The sequence below is a fragment of the Acinetobacter sp. FDAARGOS_494 genome, from assembly GCF_003812225.1.
Taxonomy (GTDB): Bacteria; Pseudomonadota; Gammaproteobacteria; order Pseudomonadales; family Moraxellaceae; genus Acinetobacter; species Acinetobacter baumannii.
In genome coordinates this window covers 3461532-3475666 of the sequence record NZ_CP033866.1, presented here as the reverse complement: position 1 = coordinate 3475666, position 14135 = coordinate 3461532, and the positions used below count along the sequence as shown (strand labels likewise).

General features: G+C 37.6%; 14 protein-coding genes. 8 read left to right on the top strand and 6 right to left on the bottom strand.

The window, feature by feature from the left end:
- Positions 1-57: 57 nt before the first annotated feature.
- Positions 58-513 (bottom strand): phasin family protein, encoded by a 456-nt coding sequence (locus tag EG365_RS16980; RefSeq protein ID WP_000368000.1) that lies wholly within the window; start codon positions 511-513, stop codon positions 58-60.
- 210 nt (positions 514-723) lie between these two features.
- Between EG365_RS16980 and EG365_RS16975 the strand changes: the two genes are divergently transcribed.
- The 8 genes from EG365_RS16975 (at position 724) to fdx (ending at position 6837) form a co-directional block, all read left to right on the top strand.
- A complete protein-coding gene (locus tag EG365_RS16975; protein WP_000005343.1) occupies positions 724-1371 on the top strand; it encodes a hypothetical protein in 648 nt (215 codons plus the stop codon).
- Positions 1372-1481: 110 nt separating this feature from the next.
- Positions 1482-1955: an Rrf2 family transcriptional regulator gene (locus EG365_RS16970; RefSeq protein ID WP_001241480.1), complete on the top strand. Its 474-nt coding sequence runs from the start codon at positions 1482-1484 to the stop codon at positions 1953-1955.
- Between the two features lies 1 nt (position 1956).
- Entirely contained in the window at positions 1957-3174 is a 1218-nt protein-coding gene (locus EG365_RS16965) for an IscS subfamily cysteine desulfurase (RefSeq protein ID WP_000828390.1), read from the top strand.
- Positions 3175-3240: 66 nt separating this feature from the next.
- A complete protein-coding gene (iscU, locus tag EG365_RS16960) occupies positions 3241-3627 on the top strand; it encodes a Fe-S cluster assembly scaffold IscU (protein ID WP_000331712.1) in 387 nt (128 codons plus the stop codon).
- A 30-nt stretch (positions 3628-3657) separates the two neighbouring features.
- The gene (iscA, locus tag EG365_RS16955) at positions 3658-3978 is read left to right on the top strand and encodes an iron-sulfur cluster assembly protein IscA (RefSeq protein WP_000581594.1); all 321 of its coding nucleotides are present in this window, start codon (positions 3658-3660) and stop codon (positions 3976-3978) included.
- Between the two features lie 85 nt (positions 3979-4063).
- The gene (hscB, locus tag EG365_RS16950) at positions 4064-4582 is read left to right on the top strand and encodes a Fe-S protein assembly co-chaperone HscB (RefSeq protein WP_001015254.1); all 519 of its coding nucleotides are present in this window, start codon (positions 4064-4066) and stop codon (positions 4580-4582) included.
- A 38-nt stretch (positions 4583-4620) separates the two neighbouring features.
- Positions 4621-6480 (top strand): Fe-S protein assembly chaperone HscA, encoded by a 1860-nt coding sequence (gene hscA, locus EG365_RS16945; protein ID WP_001196572.1) that lies wholly within the window; start codon positions 4621-4623, stop codon positions 6478-6480.
- Positions 6481-6498: 18 nt separating this feature from the next.
- Positions 6499-6837, top strand: coding sequence for an ISC system 2Fe-2S type ferredoxin (gene fdx, locus EG365_RS16940; RefSeq protein WP_001137383.1), 339 nt, complete (start codon positions 6499-6501; stop codon positions 6835-6837).
- A gap of 46 nt (positions 6838-6883) precedes the next feature.
- Here the strand turns inward: fdx and EG365_RS16935 are convergent, their stop codons facing one another.
- The 5 genes from EG365_RS16935 to EG365_RS16915 form a co-directional block, all read right to left on the bottom strand.
- Positions 6884-8353 (bottom strand): adenylate/guanylate cyclase domain-containing protein, encoded by a 1470-nt coding sequence (locus EG365_RS16935; RefSeq protein ID WP_001175670.1) that lies wholly within the window; start codon positions 8351-8353, stop codon positions 6884-6886.
- 52 nt (positions 8354-8405) lie between these two features.
- Positions 8406-8840: an HIT domain-containing protein gene (locus EG365_RS16930; RefSeq protein WP_000492048.1), complete on the bottom strand. Its 435-nt coding sequence runs from the start codon at positions 8838-8840 to the stop codon at positions 8406-8408.
- Positions 8841-9040: 200 nt separating this feature from the next.
- Positions 9041-12502 (bottom strand): transcription-repair coupling factor, encoded by a 3462-nt coding sequence (mfd, locus tag EG365_RS16925; protein WP_000487587.1) that lies wholly within the window; start codon positions 12500-12502, stop codon positions 9041-9043.
- A 134-nt stretch (positions 12503-12636) separates the two neighbouring features.
- Positions 12637-12993: a hypothetical protein gene (locus EG365_RS16920; protein WP_000473802.1), complete on the bottom strand. Its 357-nt coding sequence runs from the start codon at positions 12991-12993 to the stop codon at positions 12637-12639.
- Between the two features lie 80 nt (positions 12994-13073).
- Positions 13074-14006 carry a Dyp-type peroxidase gene (locus EG365_RS16915; protein WP_001222566.1) on the bottom strand — a complete coding sequence of 311 codons (933 nt, stop codon included), beginning with the start codon at positions 14004-14006 and terminating at the stop codon, positions 13074-13076.
- Positions 14007-14135 lie beyond the last annotated feature (129 nt).

Below are 14135 nucleotides of genomic sequence, written 5' to 3'. Positions count from 1 at the left end.
TTTAGCAAAAATAAATGCTAAAAAACTGTTATATATTTGCTAAATCCCTACATTTTTTTACTTTTCATTCAATTTTGCCTTCAATTTCTGATTTTCTTCAATTAAAGCATCTACCTTTATATGCAGTTGAACTAGGAGTTGTTCAATGTGCTGTAAATCCTTCGGAGTGACCAAGCCAATTCTATTTAAAGAGTGGTTTACACTCGTATCTAAAATTTTCTCGACCTTGTCTTTTGTATCAGAAACCGACTCTTTTGCTTTTTCGGTTACTTTACCAACAGTTGTATCTGCTAAATCACCTGTTTTGGATTCTAACTCTTCCCCTACTTTGACTAATGAGTCAAATAGTTTGTTCCCTTCTTCTTCGGCACGTGAAAAAGCACCCAAACCTGCCAACCAGATTTGTTTAGTATACTTTCTAAAATCTAATGCAGATTTTCTAGAACTTTTTGATTTTGATTTATTTTTTTCTCCTTGCTCTTCTGCTTGTGTTTCTATGTTTGCATTATCCATTGATCTAAGCTCCTGATCGGATGAGAGAGACGAAGTGTTATTTAACCACAAAATATTCTTATAATAACAAAGTCAAGACTTGATACATTTATGAAACTGTTCTACAAAACAATCATGTCATGTAAATATATTTAACAGGACATTGTGTTAAGTTTGAGATAGGATGTCTCATTCTCTCAATTAATCTCTAATATTTAAGGATAAACTTTTATGAGTGAAACGCAACAAAGACAAAAACATCCACGTCTGTTGCTGAATATTGTTCTAATTATTTTAGAAACTTTTTTCTCATTTATTCTCACCCACGATGGTGTTCTTCGCTTGCAAGCGAAAAAGTTTATCGCCAATAAAATAACAATCCGTATTAATAGCTATTTGCCATTTTTCGACTTCTATGTGCAGTTTACGGAAAAAGGATTGCTATTTGATATTCACTCATATGACCGTCGGATTGATTTAGAAATTAATAGTACTCTCGTTGACCTTATCAAAATTTTTGTTTTTTCAAATCAACGTAGCCTGAATAACATGCGAATTGATGGGGATGCAGAGACTAAAAAAGAACTTATCGATTTAATTTCGCATCTCACTTTACCTAAGCTTCTAGCAGACTGGAAACAGTGGTTCAACGCACCAGATGATGAAGCCGAAGCCCTAGCCTCTCGCAAAAAAATTGCTCCATTACTTGAAAAAATCGACCAACAACGCTCAGAAATAAATTCGTTGCATGTCGAAATTAAACAGTATCAAAACCGAATTGCACGTTTACAACAGCGCCAACGGAACATTAACTTGTGCTTTGGTATAATTAGCCTAATATTTATTGTTTATTTCATATATAATTTGTGGGTAGCTTAACTTATTTTTTCTAACTTGATCCTGCACCTGAATTAAAAATAAAAAAACTTGACTATTTTAGTCGGGATTCATAAAATCCTATTATCTAGTCTTAACATGTGTATCGAATCATGCGCCTTACAACTCGCGGTCGCTACGCAGTGACTGCTCTACTTGATTTAGCTTTGCAGCCAACTGAACAAACGATCACGCTCGCCGAAATTGCCGCACGTCAATCTATTTCAGTTGCTTATTTAGAGCAGTTGTTCGCAAAACTTAAGCGTCATGGGTTAGTTTCTAGTGTTCGCGGTGCAAATGGTGGTTATCATTTGGCTCGAAACGCTGATGAAATTACTGTGTTAGAAATCATTGAAGCCGTAAATGAAACCGTTGATGCAACGCGTTGTGACCATAAAGGCAACTGCCAAAATGGTGCAATGTGTCTTACTCACGATTTATGGCAAGAACTCTCTCATCATATTGCCGACTATTTAGCTAAAATCACTCTTGCCAACCTCATTAGCCGAGACAACGTTCAAACTGTTGCATTACGCCAAAATGTAACTGGCACAGATTCAGCTCTTTTATCGGGTACAGGTATTTGATATGAAACGTCCAATTTATCTTGATTACGCAGCAACCACTCCAGTAGATCCGCAAGTTGCAGAACGTATGATGGAGTGTTTAACTTTCGACGGTACCTTTGGTAATGCTGCATCTCGTTCCCACGCTTATGGCTGGCAGGCAGAAGAAAAAGTTGAATATGCACGTGAGCAAGTCGCAAACTTAATTAAAGCTGACCCACGTGAAATCGTTTGGACTTCTGGTGCAACTGAATCAGACAACCTTGCTCTTAAAGGTGTTGCTCAATTCTATGCATCTAAAGGCAAACATATCATTACAAGTAAAATTGAACATAAAGCTGTTCTAGATCCTTGCCGTGAATTGGAAGAACAAGGTTTTGAAATCACTTATTTAGAGCCAGAACCACAAACAGGTTTAATTACTCCTGAAATGGTTAAGGCTGCCCTTCGCCCAGATACTATTCTTGTTTCTCTTATGATGGTAAACAATGAAATTGGTACAGTTACAGATGTAGCAGCGATCGGTGAATTAACACGTGCAAATAAAACGTTTTTCCATGTAGATGCAGCACAAGCAGCTGGTAAAGTCGATATCGACTTATCTACAATGAAAATTGACCTAATGAGTTTCTCTGCTCATAAAATTTATGGTCCAAAAGGTATCGGCGCATTATATGTACGTCGTAGCCCACGTGTTCGTCTAAAAGCACAAATTCATGGCGGTGGACATGAACGTGGTATGCGTTCTGGTACTTTAGCGACTCACCAAATTGTTGGTATGGGTGAAGCTTTTGAACTTGCAGGCAAAACAATGCATGCAGAACAAGAACGTATTCGTAAACTTCGTGACAAACTTTGGAACGGTTTACAAGACCTTGAACAAGTGTTCTTAAATGGCCACCCAACTCAAAACGTTGCTAACTATTTAAATGTCAGCTTCAACTTTGTTGAAGGTGAATCTTTAATGATGTCGCTTAAAGACGCTGCTGTATCAAGTGGTTCTGCTTGTACTTCTGCTACTTTAGAGCCTTCATATGTTCTTCGCGCATTAGGTTTATCTGATGAGCTAGCACACAGCTCAATTCGCTTTAGTTTTGGTAAATACACGACTGAAGAAGATATTGACCACGTGCTTACAATTACCAAAGCCGCTGTTGAGAAATTACGTGAACTTTCTCCGCTTTGGGATATGTACAAAGAAGGTATCGATCTTTCTACAGTTGAATGGGCAGAACACTAATTATTGAAATTAGTGTTTTAACCCTCATATTAATATTAGGCTGACCCCGAGGTTTGGAGAAGCGAAATGGCTTATAGCGAAAAGGTAATTGATCATTACGAAAATCCACGTAATGTTGGTGTTTTAGACAAAAACTCTGAGAATGTTGGTACAGGTATGGTGGGTGCACCTGCATGTGGCGACGTAATGCGTTTACAGATTCAAGTAAATGACAACGGTGTAATCGAAGAAGCACGTTTCAAGACTTATGGTTGCGGTTCTGCAATTGCATCAAGTTCACTTGTAACAGAATGGTTAAAAGGCAAGACTCTTGATGAAGCTCAAGCAATCAAAAACATTGATATTGCAACTGAGCTAGCTCTTCCGCCAGTAAAAGTTCACTGTTCTGTATTAGCTGAAGATGCAATTAAAGCTGCGATTGAAGATTATCGTAGTAAAAAATCAAAAGCTTAATTTGTTACCATTATAAACGTTGGAGTTTTCATGATTCATTTAACTGAAAATGCTGCGTCTCATATTAGCAATTACCTTAAAAACCGAGGTAAGGGTGAAGGCATTCGCGTTGGTGTGAAAACTTCTGGTTGTTCTGGGTTGGCTTATGTTCTCGAATTTGTAGATGATATCGATGAACATGATCAAATTTTCGAACAATTCGGCGTTAAGGTTTTTGTAGATCCTAAAAGCTTAGTTTACTTAGACGGCTTAGAAATGGACTATGTTAAAAATGGCCTTAATGAAGGGTTCGAATTTAACAATCCTAATAAAAAGGGTGAATGTGGTTGTGGTGAGTCATTCACTGTTTAATCCTCTCCTTTCCTTTTTCTTATTAAAACAGTGCCTTTTAACAGCACTGTTTTAATGTATTTAATTAATGTGGACCTCATTTCTAATGAATCATTTTGAGTTGTTCAATTTACCTGTGGCACTCGATATCGATTTGGCAAGCTTGAAATCAAATTTCTTAAGTTTGCAACAACAATATCATCCAGATAAAGCCGCAGATAAAGATCAAGCATTGATCAAATCAAGTGAAATCAATCAAGCTTTTAAAACGCTTTCTCAAGTTGATAGCCGCGCTGCTTATCTTTTAGCTCTTAAAAAGCAAGATCATCATCTTGATCAATCTATTAGTGATTTCGAATTTCTACAATCCGCTTTAGAACTTCGTGAACAACTTGATGAAGCGACATCATCTGAACATTTACGTACTTTAAGATTAGAAGTACAACAATGGATTGATGGTTTAGTCCGTGAATTCAAAATTGATTACAGTGAAGAAGATTGGGCAGAAGCACGTGATACCGTACGTAAGTTACGTTTCTTTCAACGTGTTTTAAACGATATTGATAAAGCAGAAGATCAACTGTTAGATGATGAAGACAGTTTTGATTTAGACGACGATTTTTAATTTTGCTTTCTCTACTTTATTTTCAAGGGATTTAACTCATGGCACTTTTGCAAATTGCTGAACCGGGTCAATCCAGTGCCCCACACCAACATCGCATTGCGATTGGTATTGACCTAGGAACAACACACTCATTAGTTGCGACAGTGTTATCAGGCAAACCTAAAGTACTCAATGATGTTCAAAATAGAAGATTACTTCCTTCTATCGTTCATTATGGGGACAATACAACTCATTATGGTGAAGAAGCTAAACCGTTTATCATTGCAGATCCAAAAAATACAATTGTTTCTGTTAAACGATTTATGGGCCGTTCAAAGGCAGATATTAAATTTCAACACCCTTATGAGTTAGTAGGCTCAGAAAATGAAATGCCTGCTTTTGAAACCCGTGCTGGACGTAAAACACCAGTAGAAATCTCAGCTGAAATTTTAAAACAATTAAAAGATCGCGCTGAAGACAGCTTACAAAATCCTGTTAATGGAGCAGTAATTACCGTTCCTGCATATTTCGATGAAGCTCAGCGTCAAGCAACTCGCGATGCAGCTCAACTTGCCGGTTTAAATGTATTACGTTTATTAAATGAGCCTACAGCTGCCGCTGTAGCTTATGGATTAGATCAAGAAAGTAATTTAGCGACCGACCGTAATTATGTAATTTATGACTTGGGTGGCGGTACTTTTGACGTATCTATCTTACGTTTTTCACAAGGCGTATTTGAAGTTTTAGCGACTGGCGGTCACACTGCTTTAGGTGGTGATGACTTAGACCGTCTAATCGTAAAATGGGCTAAAAAACAGCTTAATATTGATGTATTAAGCGATGAAGATTATGCCGTATTTATTGTGGCAGCACGTCAAGCTAAAGAACAATTATCAACTCAAGATTCAGTTGAATTAAAGTTACTCGAAGCAACTCTCACACTAGATCGCCCTACATTTGAAAGCATTATTCAAGTAGCATTAGATAAAACGATTAGTGTTTGTAAGCGTGTACTGCGTGATGCAAAACTTGAGTTAACTGATATCCAAAATGTTGTTTTGGTAGGTGGTTCTACGCGCTCTTATGCTGTTCAAAAAGCAGTACGGGAAGTTTTTGCCCAAGAACCTCTTTGCACGATCAATCCGGATGAAGTAGTGGCAATTGGCGCTTCTATTACAGCCAACCAGTTAATTGGTAATAGCCAAGATGGCTCTCTTCTTTTAGATGTAACTCCTCTTTCTCTTGGTCTAGAGACTATGGGAGGACTCGTTGAGCGCCTGATATCTCGTAATACAGCTATTCCTGTTGCACGTCGTCAAGAGTTCACCACTTATCAAGATGGTCAAACTGCTATGTTAATTCATGTAGTTCAGGGCGAACGTGATTTAGTTGAACATTGCCGTTCATTAGGTAGATTTGTACTTCATGGCATTCCACCAATGACTGCAGGCCAAGCTCGTATTGAAGTCACTTTCCAAGTTGATGCAGATGGCTTACTCACCGTTTCTGCTCGTGAAGCAACTTCTGGCGTGCAAGCTCATATCGATATCAAACCATCTTATGGTTTATCTGAGGCAGATACGGAACGCTTATTAATTGAAGGTTTCCAACATGCCGAAGAGGACAAAAATCTTCGTCATTTAAAAGAAACTAAAGTTGAAGCAGAACGTGAGCTTGAGGCTCTTGAGCAAGCATTAAAAGTAGATGCGGATTTACTTGATGAAAAGCAGCTTGACGCACTCAACTCTGCTAAGGAATCATTAAAAGCTCAGCTTGAAGGCAGTGATATTCAAGCAATTGAGCACGCAGTTCAACAACTTAAAGTACATAGTGATGCTTTTGCAGCACTACGGATGAATCGACATATTGACCATGCCTTAAAAGGCACGAAGCTCGATGATTGGTCAAAATCAAATTAAAAGGTATAGGTGATCAATATGCCACGTATTAAAGTACTTCCTCACGCTCAATTTTGCCCAGAAGGAGCAGAATTTGAGGTTGAACAAAATGCAAATCTTTGCCAAAGTTTGCTCAACAAAGGAATCAAAATTGAACATGCTTGTGATATGTCTTGTGCATGTACAACTTGTCATGTGATCGTTCGTAAAGGCTTTGATAGCTTAGAAGAAATGAATGATGTTGAAGCCGATCTTCTAGACCGTGCTTGGGGGTTGGAGCCTGACTCACGTCTTTCATGTCAGGTTAAAGTTGTAGATGAAGATCTTGAAATTGAGATTCCGAAATACACAATTAACCACGCTTCGGAAAATCATTAATAAATAATAAAAAAAGCTGCTTAGGCAGCTTTTTTATTTATATAATTTATACCTGATCTTGTTCTTCATCGATATTTATAGGCTTAACTTCATCCTCAAGTCTAAGCTGAGCAACACCTTGAGTATTAACCAAAGTTTGTTGAACTTTAATGCGCTGAATCATTTTTTCAAGCACTTCAACCAACTCAGGGTATTCGTAGTTTTGTACTTCTTCTAAATTTAAAACTAAATGGAAACCTTTATATTCATAATCAAACCATTGTTGATGATCTGATTTATTTCCTGTGTATTTTTCCATGACTTGCCATGTTTTTACTGCCCCTTGAATACCCTTTAAATAAATTGGGGTCTTAGGCGCACATAGAAAATCACTTTTGATCAATTGATAAGTATCATCAGAAATGAGTATTTCATCAATTTCAGCAGCATACTGTAAACGTGCCGCTAAATTTACGTCACGACCTACAATCGTATAAGCCATACGATGGGTTGCACCATAATTCCCTACGTGGCAATAACCTGTACTAATACCCATACGGATATGTAAGGCTGAATATCCCATTTTCTTCCATCGTTCGCGCAACAACTTCATTTGCTGACGCATAGCAATTGCCATTTCTACACAGGATTTGGCATCTTGCTCAACCCCTTGTGAATTCGGATCTCCAAAAAATATGAGAATCGCATCTCCCATAAATTTATCGACCGTCGCTTCATATTGCTTTGCAATTTCAGTCATATGACTTAAATAATCGTTAAGCAAGAAAGCTAAGTCATCAGGAATTAAAGTTTCTGATAGTTCGGTGAACCCCTGAATATCAGAAAAGAATACGGTCATTTTTTTACGTTTATATTCGATTTTTGCTTCAGCTTCCCCACGCATAATCGACTGCCATAATTGTAATGGAGCATAGCGGCTTAACTGATTAGCAAAAGCAATATAACGTGTCATCTGGTCATAATAATGCTGACGTTGCTGACTAATTTTTTTAACCCAGCGGTGTTGGTAATAATTTCCGATAGTGATAAACATTACCAAACCAAGTAAGGTAATTACTGTTAATTCTTGGCTTGTGGCTTCGAAATATGGATGAAAACCAAATAGGAAAAATGTACTTAAATAAAAAATAATCGCCCCAAGCAGACTCGTTAAACAAATAACTGCAAAGGAAATACGACTATTAATTGCTGAGTAAAATAATGCAAAAAGGGCAATAAATGTTGGAACGAGATTAAGGTGCACTCCTGCTAGAGTAACAGCCACTACAATCGCATCTATTGCAAAAAAAACACTTTTTTGAGTTTTCTTATCAAACTGGTACTGCAACCAGTGTTCTAGTTTAGAACTGACAAAAAGTAAAAAAAGAAAAAAAGGAGGAATATAGATTTGATAATTAGTATTCGGTGAGGTAAAGGCATAGATCACTAAAATTAATGACAGAATTGAATATCCCATCAAACGATGAAAATATGCAAACTGCTTAGGTTCCCGATCTATAAACCTCTCTAATTGCACCCTATCCTCCACATTTCAATGTTGCCACATTGATATGTGGCATTACATTGATTTAATCCATGCGCCAATCAAAAGGCATATCACCTTGGCCACGTAGAGCAAGCATAAGAGTCTGACGCATATGAGCTAAAACATCACTTGTATATGGCACCGCTGGTGTACCCCATACAGGTTTCGGCCAAGCTACATCATTTTGATAGCGGACAACATGATGAAAATGCAATTGAGGCACCATATTACCTAAAGCTGCTACATTCATTTTATCAGCACGGAAAACGCGAGATAACTGGCTAGATAACCAGCTTGATTCACGTAGAAACTGTTCTTGGTCAGCTTGACTCAATTCGTATAGTTCCGTGATTCCTGGTACGCGTGGTACTAAAATCAACCAAGGAAATTGCATATCATTCATTAAACGACATGTTGAAAGCGGGAAATCGCCTACAAAAAAAGTATCTTGAGCAAGTTGTGGATGCAAACTAAACATATCTTTTATAAATGACAATAAACAATAATGGCTAATACTATCACATCAGTTTTGATGTGAATATTATTAGTAGCCCGTTTGCTTACAAATAACAATGATTTTATGCACTTATTCATATCTCAAGGTATAAATAGTGCATAAAATCCGATTACAACAAAACAAATGTCCTAATTAGCTAGCACTGGTTAGAAAAATAGGTCTCAGGCATGTAGTTCACTCATCAATTTTTGCAATAAATCATTGATAAATTGAATTCGTTTTTCATACTCTTCAAGCTGCACCATCACCTTCAAACGTTGTCCGCCTTCCATACGGTAATAAGTCGGATTTTTTTGCATTAACTGAATAATACTAATGGCCTGAACTGGCGTATCTGGTGAAAACTCAATATTTCCACCTTGAGTATTAATATCAATTTTCGTAATACCTAAATGTTCTGCTTTCAAACGGATTTGATGCACGCTAAATAAGTGCTTAACCGACTGCGGTGGAATACCGAAACGGTCAATAAGCTCCATACGGATGTTATCTAGTTTTTCCTGTGTATCGGTATTACTAATACGTTTATAGAATAATAGACGTTGATGAACATCACCCAGATAATCATCTGGAATAAGTGCAGGAATATGTAAGTTAATTTCGGCAGTTAACGACAATGGAGCATCAAAATTCGGGGTTTTACCCTGTTGAATTGCTTTAGTCGCTTTCTCAAGCATTTCCATATACAAGCTATATCCTATCGCCTGCATTGAGCCACTTTGTTGCTCGCCTAACAATTCGCCTGCTCCACGAATTTCCAAATCTTCCGTAGCGAGCATAAAGCCTGCACCTAATGTCGAAGCACGTTGAATCGCATCAAGGCGTTTTTCGGCATCACCTTTTAAGTGTTTAATCGAAGGTACTAATAAATACGCGTATGCTTGGTGATGCGAACGACCTACACGGCCACGTAACTGGTGTAATTGCGCTAAACCAAGTTTATCCGCACGTTCAATCAAAATTGTATTGGCATTTGGAACATCGATACCTGTCTCAATAATGGTTGAGCACACCAGCACATTATATTCTTTGTGATAGAACTGCTGCATAACTTGCTCAAGTTCGCGTTCACGCATTTGTCCATGTGCTACCGCTACACGTGCTTCGGGTACAAGCACACGAATATTTTCGGCAGCTCGCTCAATGGTCTCTACTTCATTATGTAAGAAATAAACTTGTCCACCACGAAGTAACTCACGCAAAATCGCTTCCTTGATTGAAGCATCTGTATGCTCTTGCACAAAGGTTTTTACTGCTAATCGACGGGCTGGCGGAGTCGCAATAATCGACAAATCACGCATACCCGAAAAAGCCATATTAAGCGTACGAGGAATTGGCGTTGCTGTAAGTGTCAACATATCAACATCGGCACGTAAAGCTTTGATACGCTCCTTATCACGCACACCAAAGCGATGCTCCTCGTCTACAACCATTAAGCCTAAATCTTTAAACTGAACATTCTCTTGTAGAAGCTTATGTGTACCTACCACAATGTCGACTTTACCATTTGCCAAGTCTTCAATATTTTTCAAATGTGTTTTGTTTGAACCAAAACGTGAGAGCACTTCAATACGTACTGGCCAATCAGCAAAACGGTCTTTAAAAGACTCATAATGTTGTTGAGCTAGTAAAGTCGTAGGAACTAAAACAGCAACCTGTTTGCCATTTTGTACTGCGACAAATGCTGCACGCATGGCCACCTCGGTTTTCCCAAAACCCACATCACCACACACCAACCTATCCATTGGTTTTGCTTGCTGCATATCATAGAGCGTGGCTTCAATTGCATTAGCCTGATCAAGGGTTTCTTCATACGCAAAACCGCTTGCAAATTGCATATAGAGCGACTGATCCAGTTCAAAAGCAAAGCCAGGTTTTGACTGACGACGTGCCTGAATATGTAAAAGCTCAGCTGCAACGTCATGAATTTGTTCTAATGCTTTACGCTTAGCTTTACTCCAAGCATCAGTTCCGATTTTATGTAACGGTGCTAAATCCGGGTCGCCACCACTATAACGGCTAATTAGATGCAAGTTCGTTACTGGAACATAGACTTTTGCATCTTCGGCATAATCTAGTTGTAAGAACTCATAGTCTTGTCCCTCAATCGCGAGTGTAATTAAGCCAGCATAACGCCCCACACCATGATCGATATGTACAACAGGAGCACCAATGCTTAGCTCAGTTAAGCTTCGAATCAGAAACTCTTCGGAAACTTCCTGTTGACGCTTGCGACGACGCTGTACAACTCGGTGCTCGTAAAGCTGATTTTCTGAAATAACCGTTAATTGATCAGTTAAAAGTAAGCCACGATCTAGAGGCGCATTAGTAATAGCAATTGCAAACTGACTAATTTGGAATTGCTCAAAATTCTCTACATTCGGAATCTCACCTAAACTTGAACGCAACGCATCTTTTAAGCTTTCACGACGTCCTGCACTTTCCGCAACCAATAGAACAGGATGATTTGCTTCATCAATATATTTTTTTACGGCACTAAATGGTTTTTCTTTTTTCGGATCGACTGGCAACTTGGGTGGTTGTTCAGTTTTAAGATTAAGTGCACCAGCTTTTTCTTCAATAGTTTCTGCGCTCACAAGCATTCGTGGAAACTGGTTTAGAGCACTTAGCAGATGATTTGGAGAAATAAATAGCTCTTCTGGAGCAAGAATAGGTTGATCCATATTATGGCGTCGGTCTTCATAACGACGCATAACTTCTTTCCAGAAACTCGTTAAATCAGTATCAATATCATTAGTTGTAATTACAATGCAATTCTTTGGTAAGTATGTTGTAAACATACTTTGTGACTGCATTTGTTCTTTATTAAAAAATAGCGGTAAATAAAATTCAATACCAGGCGATGCTATACCATCTAAAACGTCCTGATAAATTGGATTTTTCTTAGGATTGGCAGTAGGAAAAAACTCAGAATAACGGTCTCTAAAAACTGAACGTCCTTCTTTTAAAGGGAATTCTTTCGCGGGTAAAACCGTAAAACTTTTTAGCGTGGTTGTTGTTCTTTGAGTTTCTGGGTCAAAGAATTTTAAAGAATCAATTTCATCGTCAAATAAATCTATGCGGATTGGAGATTCTTGCCCAGATGCAAAAATATCCATAATACTGCCGCGTACAGCAAACTCACCATGGTCATAAACTGTATCTACTAAGTGGTAGCCCGCCTGAACTAACCTTAATTTTTGTTGTTCTAAATCAAATTTTTGACCCACTTTTATATCAAAGTGTTCTCCCAATACCCATGAGTAAGGTGCAACCCGTTGAGCCAAGGTACTTGCTGAAATCAGTAATACGCCTTGCTGAGGCATATTAGATAAAATAGCAAGACGTTCTGACACAATATCTTGATGGGGAGATAAACGGTCATAAGGCAAAATTTCCCAATCCGGAAAAATTGTCGGCTTAACTCCATAAAACTCAAGTTCACTTTCTAATTGAGCAACATGTTGGTTGTTTCTAGCAACTAATACCAATAAAGAAGAATGTTGAGTGGCAATTTCTTTAAGCAATAAAGCTGCTGATGAACCTAATAATGACCCCACCCAACGCTTTTCACCGGCCTTGAGCTGTTGCAAATTCAATTGAGAGATTTCTTGTTGAAACATGTATATGGCTTTTATGAGCTAAAAAGATATGAGGTTAATAGTAGCATGATGTTTTTAGTGAATTGAGTTATTTTTCTGCAATCAAGCTACTACTTTGTGATACTTTTTTATAGTTCTTAAACAATCATTTGAAGTTATTTGTCTCGTAAAAACATCACATAATATTGGTTTAATACCTGTATGATTGCTTTAAGCTCAAGTAACTTTTCTTGTGTATTACCTAACCTTTCCACATATCGTTGCGTTGCAATCTCTAAATCAATCTTTTCATTAATTTGTGGTGTAATTTGAAATAGCTTAGGTAAGTTATCAAAATTCTGTAATTTACGATTTGAAAAATATTCAAGGTGCTCTGACCACTTTTCATTAATCACGACATTTTTAATAACTGGACCACGCTCTGAATCAAAACTGAGCTGATTCTCTTGTAAATAAATTTGTTCTGGTGTCTCTTTCGAACCTTGAAAAAGTTGGGTTAATTTTTTAAACATCTCATCACATCATATTAATTTCAATTTATATAGTAGAGGTAATCTACTCACCTCTACCATCTAAGTTTATTTTTTAATGCCTACTCATCACCCAAGCCATCTAGAAAATCTACTGTCGGTACGAAAAATAGAGTGCCTGTTTGGGCAGTACTAAAGTCAAGTAATCGATCAAGATTACCTTGCTCATTTCCTAAGAACATATTTTCAAGCATTTGACGTGTCGTACTAAATTTACGTGAGTAACCAATAAAAAAAGTACCATATTCATTTTTGGATGGATTCGAAAAAGGCATATTTGCACGCATAATTTTTAGTTCATTGCCTTCTGCATCATGCGCTTTACTTACTACATTATGTGCTGTTAAAGGTTTCTCCTCATCATCAAGCTCAATATCGTTGAACTTTTTACGCCCGATAACTTTTTCTTGTTCATCATCACTTAATGCACGCCATTTTTCCATATCATGGGTATATTTTTGGATAAATGCATAACTTCCCCCAATAAAGTCAGGATCTTCGTTACCCACTAATGCCCATTGTGCAGCAATTACAGGTTCAGGATTTTCTGTTCCATCTACAAAGCCAATAATCGCACGCCCATCGAAATATCGAAAACCATGCACTTCATCAATTGGGTAAGTTACTTTACCTAACTGTTCATTGATGATACTTCCTAACTCATAACATAAAGCTTGTCGATCAGCACGAATATGAAAGAATAAATCCCCGGGTGTTGAAACGGCTGTGTATTTTGGGCCTTTGATTTCTTGAAATGTTTCTAATTCTTGAGGCTTTGCTTGCTGTGGAAATAAAATATCCCACGCGTTTGAGCTAAAACCTAATATGGCATTAAATTTAGTTTCAGGATAACGGTTAGACAAACTTCTGGTTAACGCTGAGAATTTACCAGCAAAATCTTTTACTTTTTCTACAACAGAATCACCTTGAGCTAATCCTAATACAATAAATAAAGCATTTTCTCCAGGATGACTCGTTACAGGCTGAATTCTCATACATTCCATAAAACAGGCCTTATTTTGGTAATTTAAGGTAGTAATTTAGCATATTCATGTTTTTATCGTATGATTTCTTATTGTTGTCGCTTCTTAAAAGAGACTGAGTTATCTCAATCTCTAGCGCTC

Coding starts and splice junctions, on each gene's coding strand:
- EG365_RS16930 (WP_000492048.1), bottom strand. CDS start 8,840: ATGTTTAGTTTGCATCCACAACTTGCTCAAGATACTTTTTTTGTAGGC.
- EG365_RS16980 (WP_000368000.1), bottom strand. CDS start 513: ATGGATAATGCAAACATAGAAACACAAGCAGAAGAGCAAGGAGAAAAA.
- EG365_RS16915 (WP_001222566.1), bottom strand. CDS start 14,006: ATGAGAATTCAGCCTGTAACGAGTCATCCTGGAGAAAATGCTTTATTT.
- EG365_RS16975 (WP_000005343.1), top strand. CDS start 724: ATGAGTGAAACGCAACAAAGACAAAAACATCCACGTCTGTTGCTGAAT.
- iscU (WP_000331712.1), top strand. CDS start 3,241: ATGGCTTATAGCGAAAAGGTAATTGATCATTACGAAAATCCACGTAAT.
- EG365_RS16970 (WP_001241480.1), top strand. CDS start 1,482: ATGCGCCTTACAACTCGCGGTCGCTACGCAGTGACTGCTCTACTTGAT.
- EG365_RS16965 (WP_000828390.1), top strand. CDS start 1,957: ATGAAACGTCCAATTTATCTTGATTACGCAGCAACCACTCCAGTAGAT.
- hscA (WP_001196572.1), top strand. CDS start 4,621: ATGGCACTTTTGCAAATTGCTGAACCGGGTCAATCCAGTGCCCCACAC.
- fdx (WP_001137383.1), top strand. CDS start 6,499: ATGCCACGTATTAAAGTACTTCCTCACGCTCAATTTTGCCCAGAAGGA.
- mfd (WP_000487587.1), bottom strand. CDS start 12,502: ATGTTTCAACAAGAAATCTCTCAATTGAATTTGCAACAGCTCAAGGCC.
- iscA (WP_000581594.1), top strand. CDS start 3,658: ATGATTCATTTAACTGAAAATGCTGCGTCTCATATTAGCAATTACCTT.
- hscB (WP_001015254.1), top strand. CDS start 4,064: ATGAATCATTTTGAGTTGTTCAATTTACCTGTGGCACTCGATATCGAT.
- EG365_RS16920 (WP_000473802.1), bottom strand. CDS start 12,993: ATGTTTAAAAAATTAACCCAACTTTTTCAAGGTTCGAAAGAGACACCA.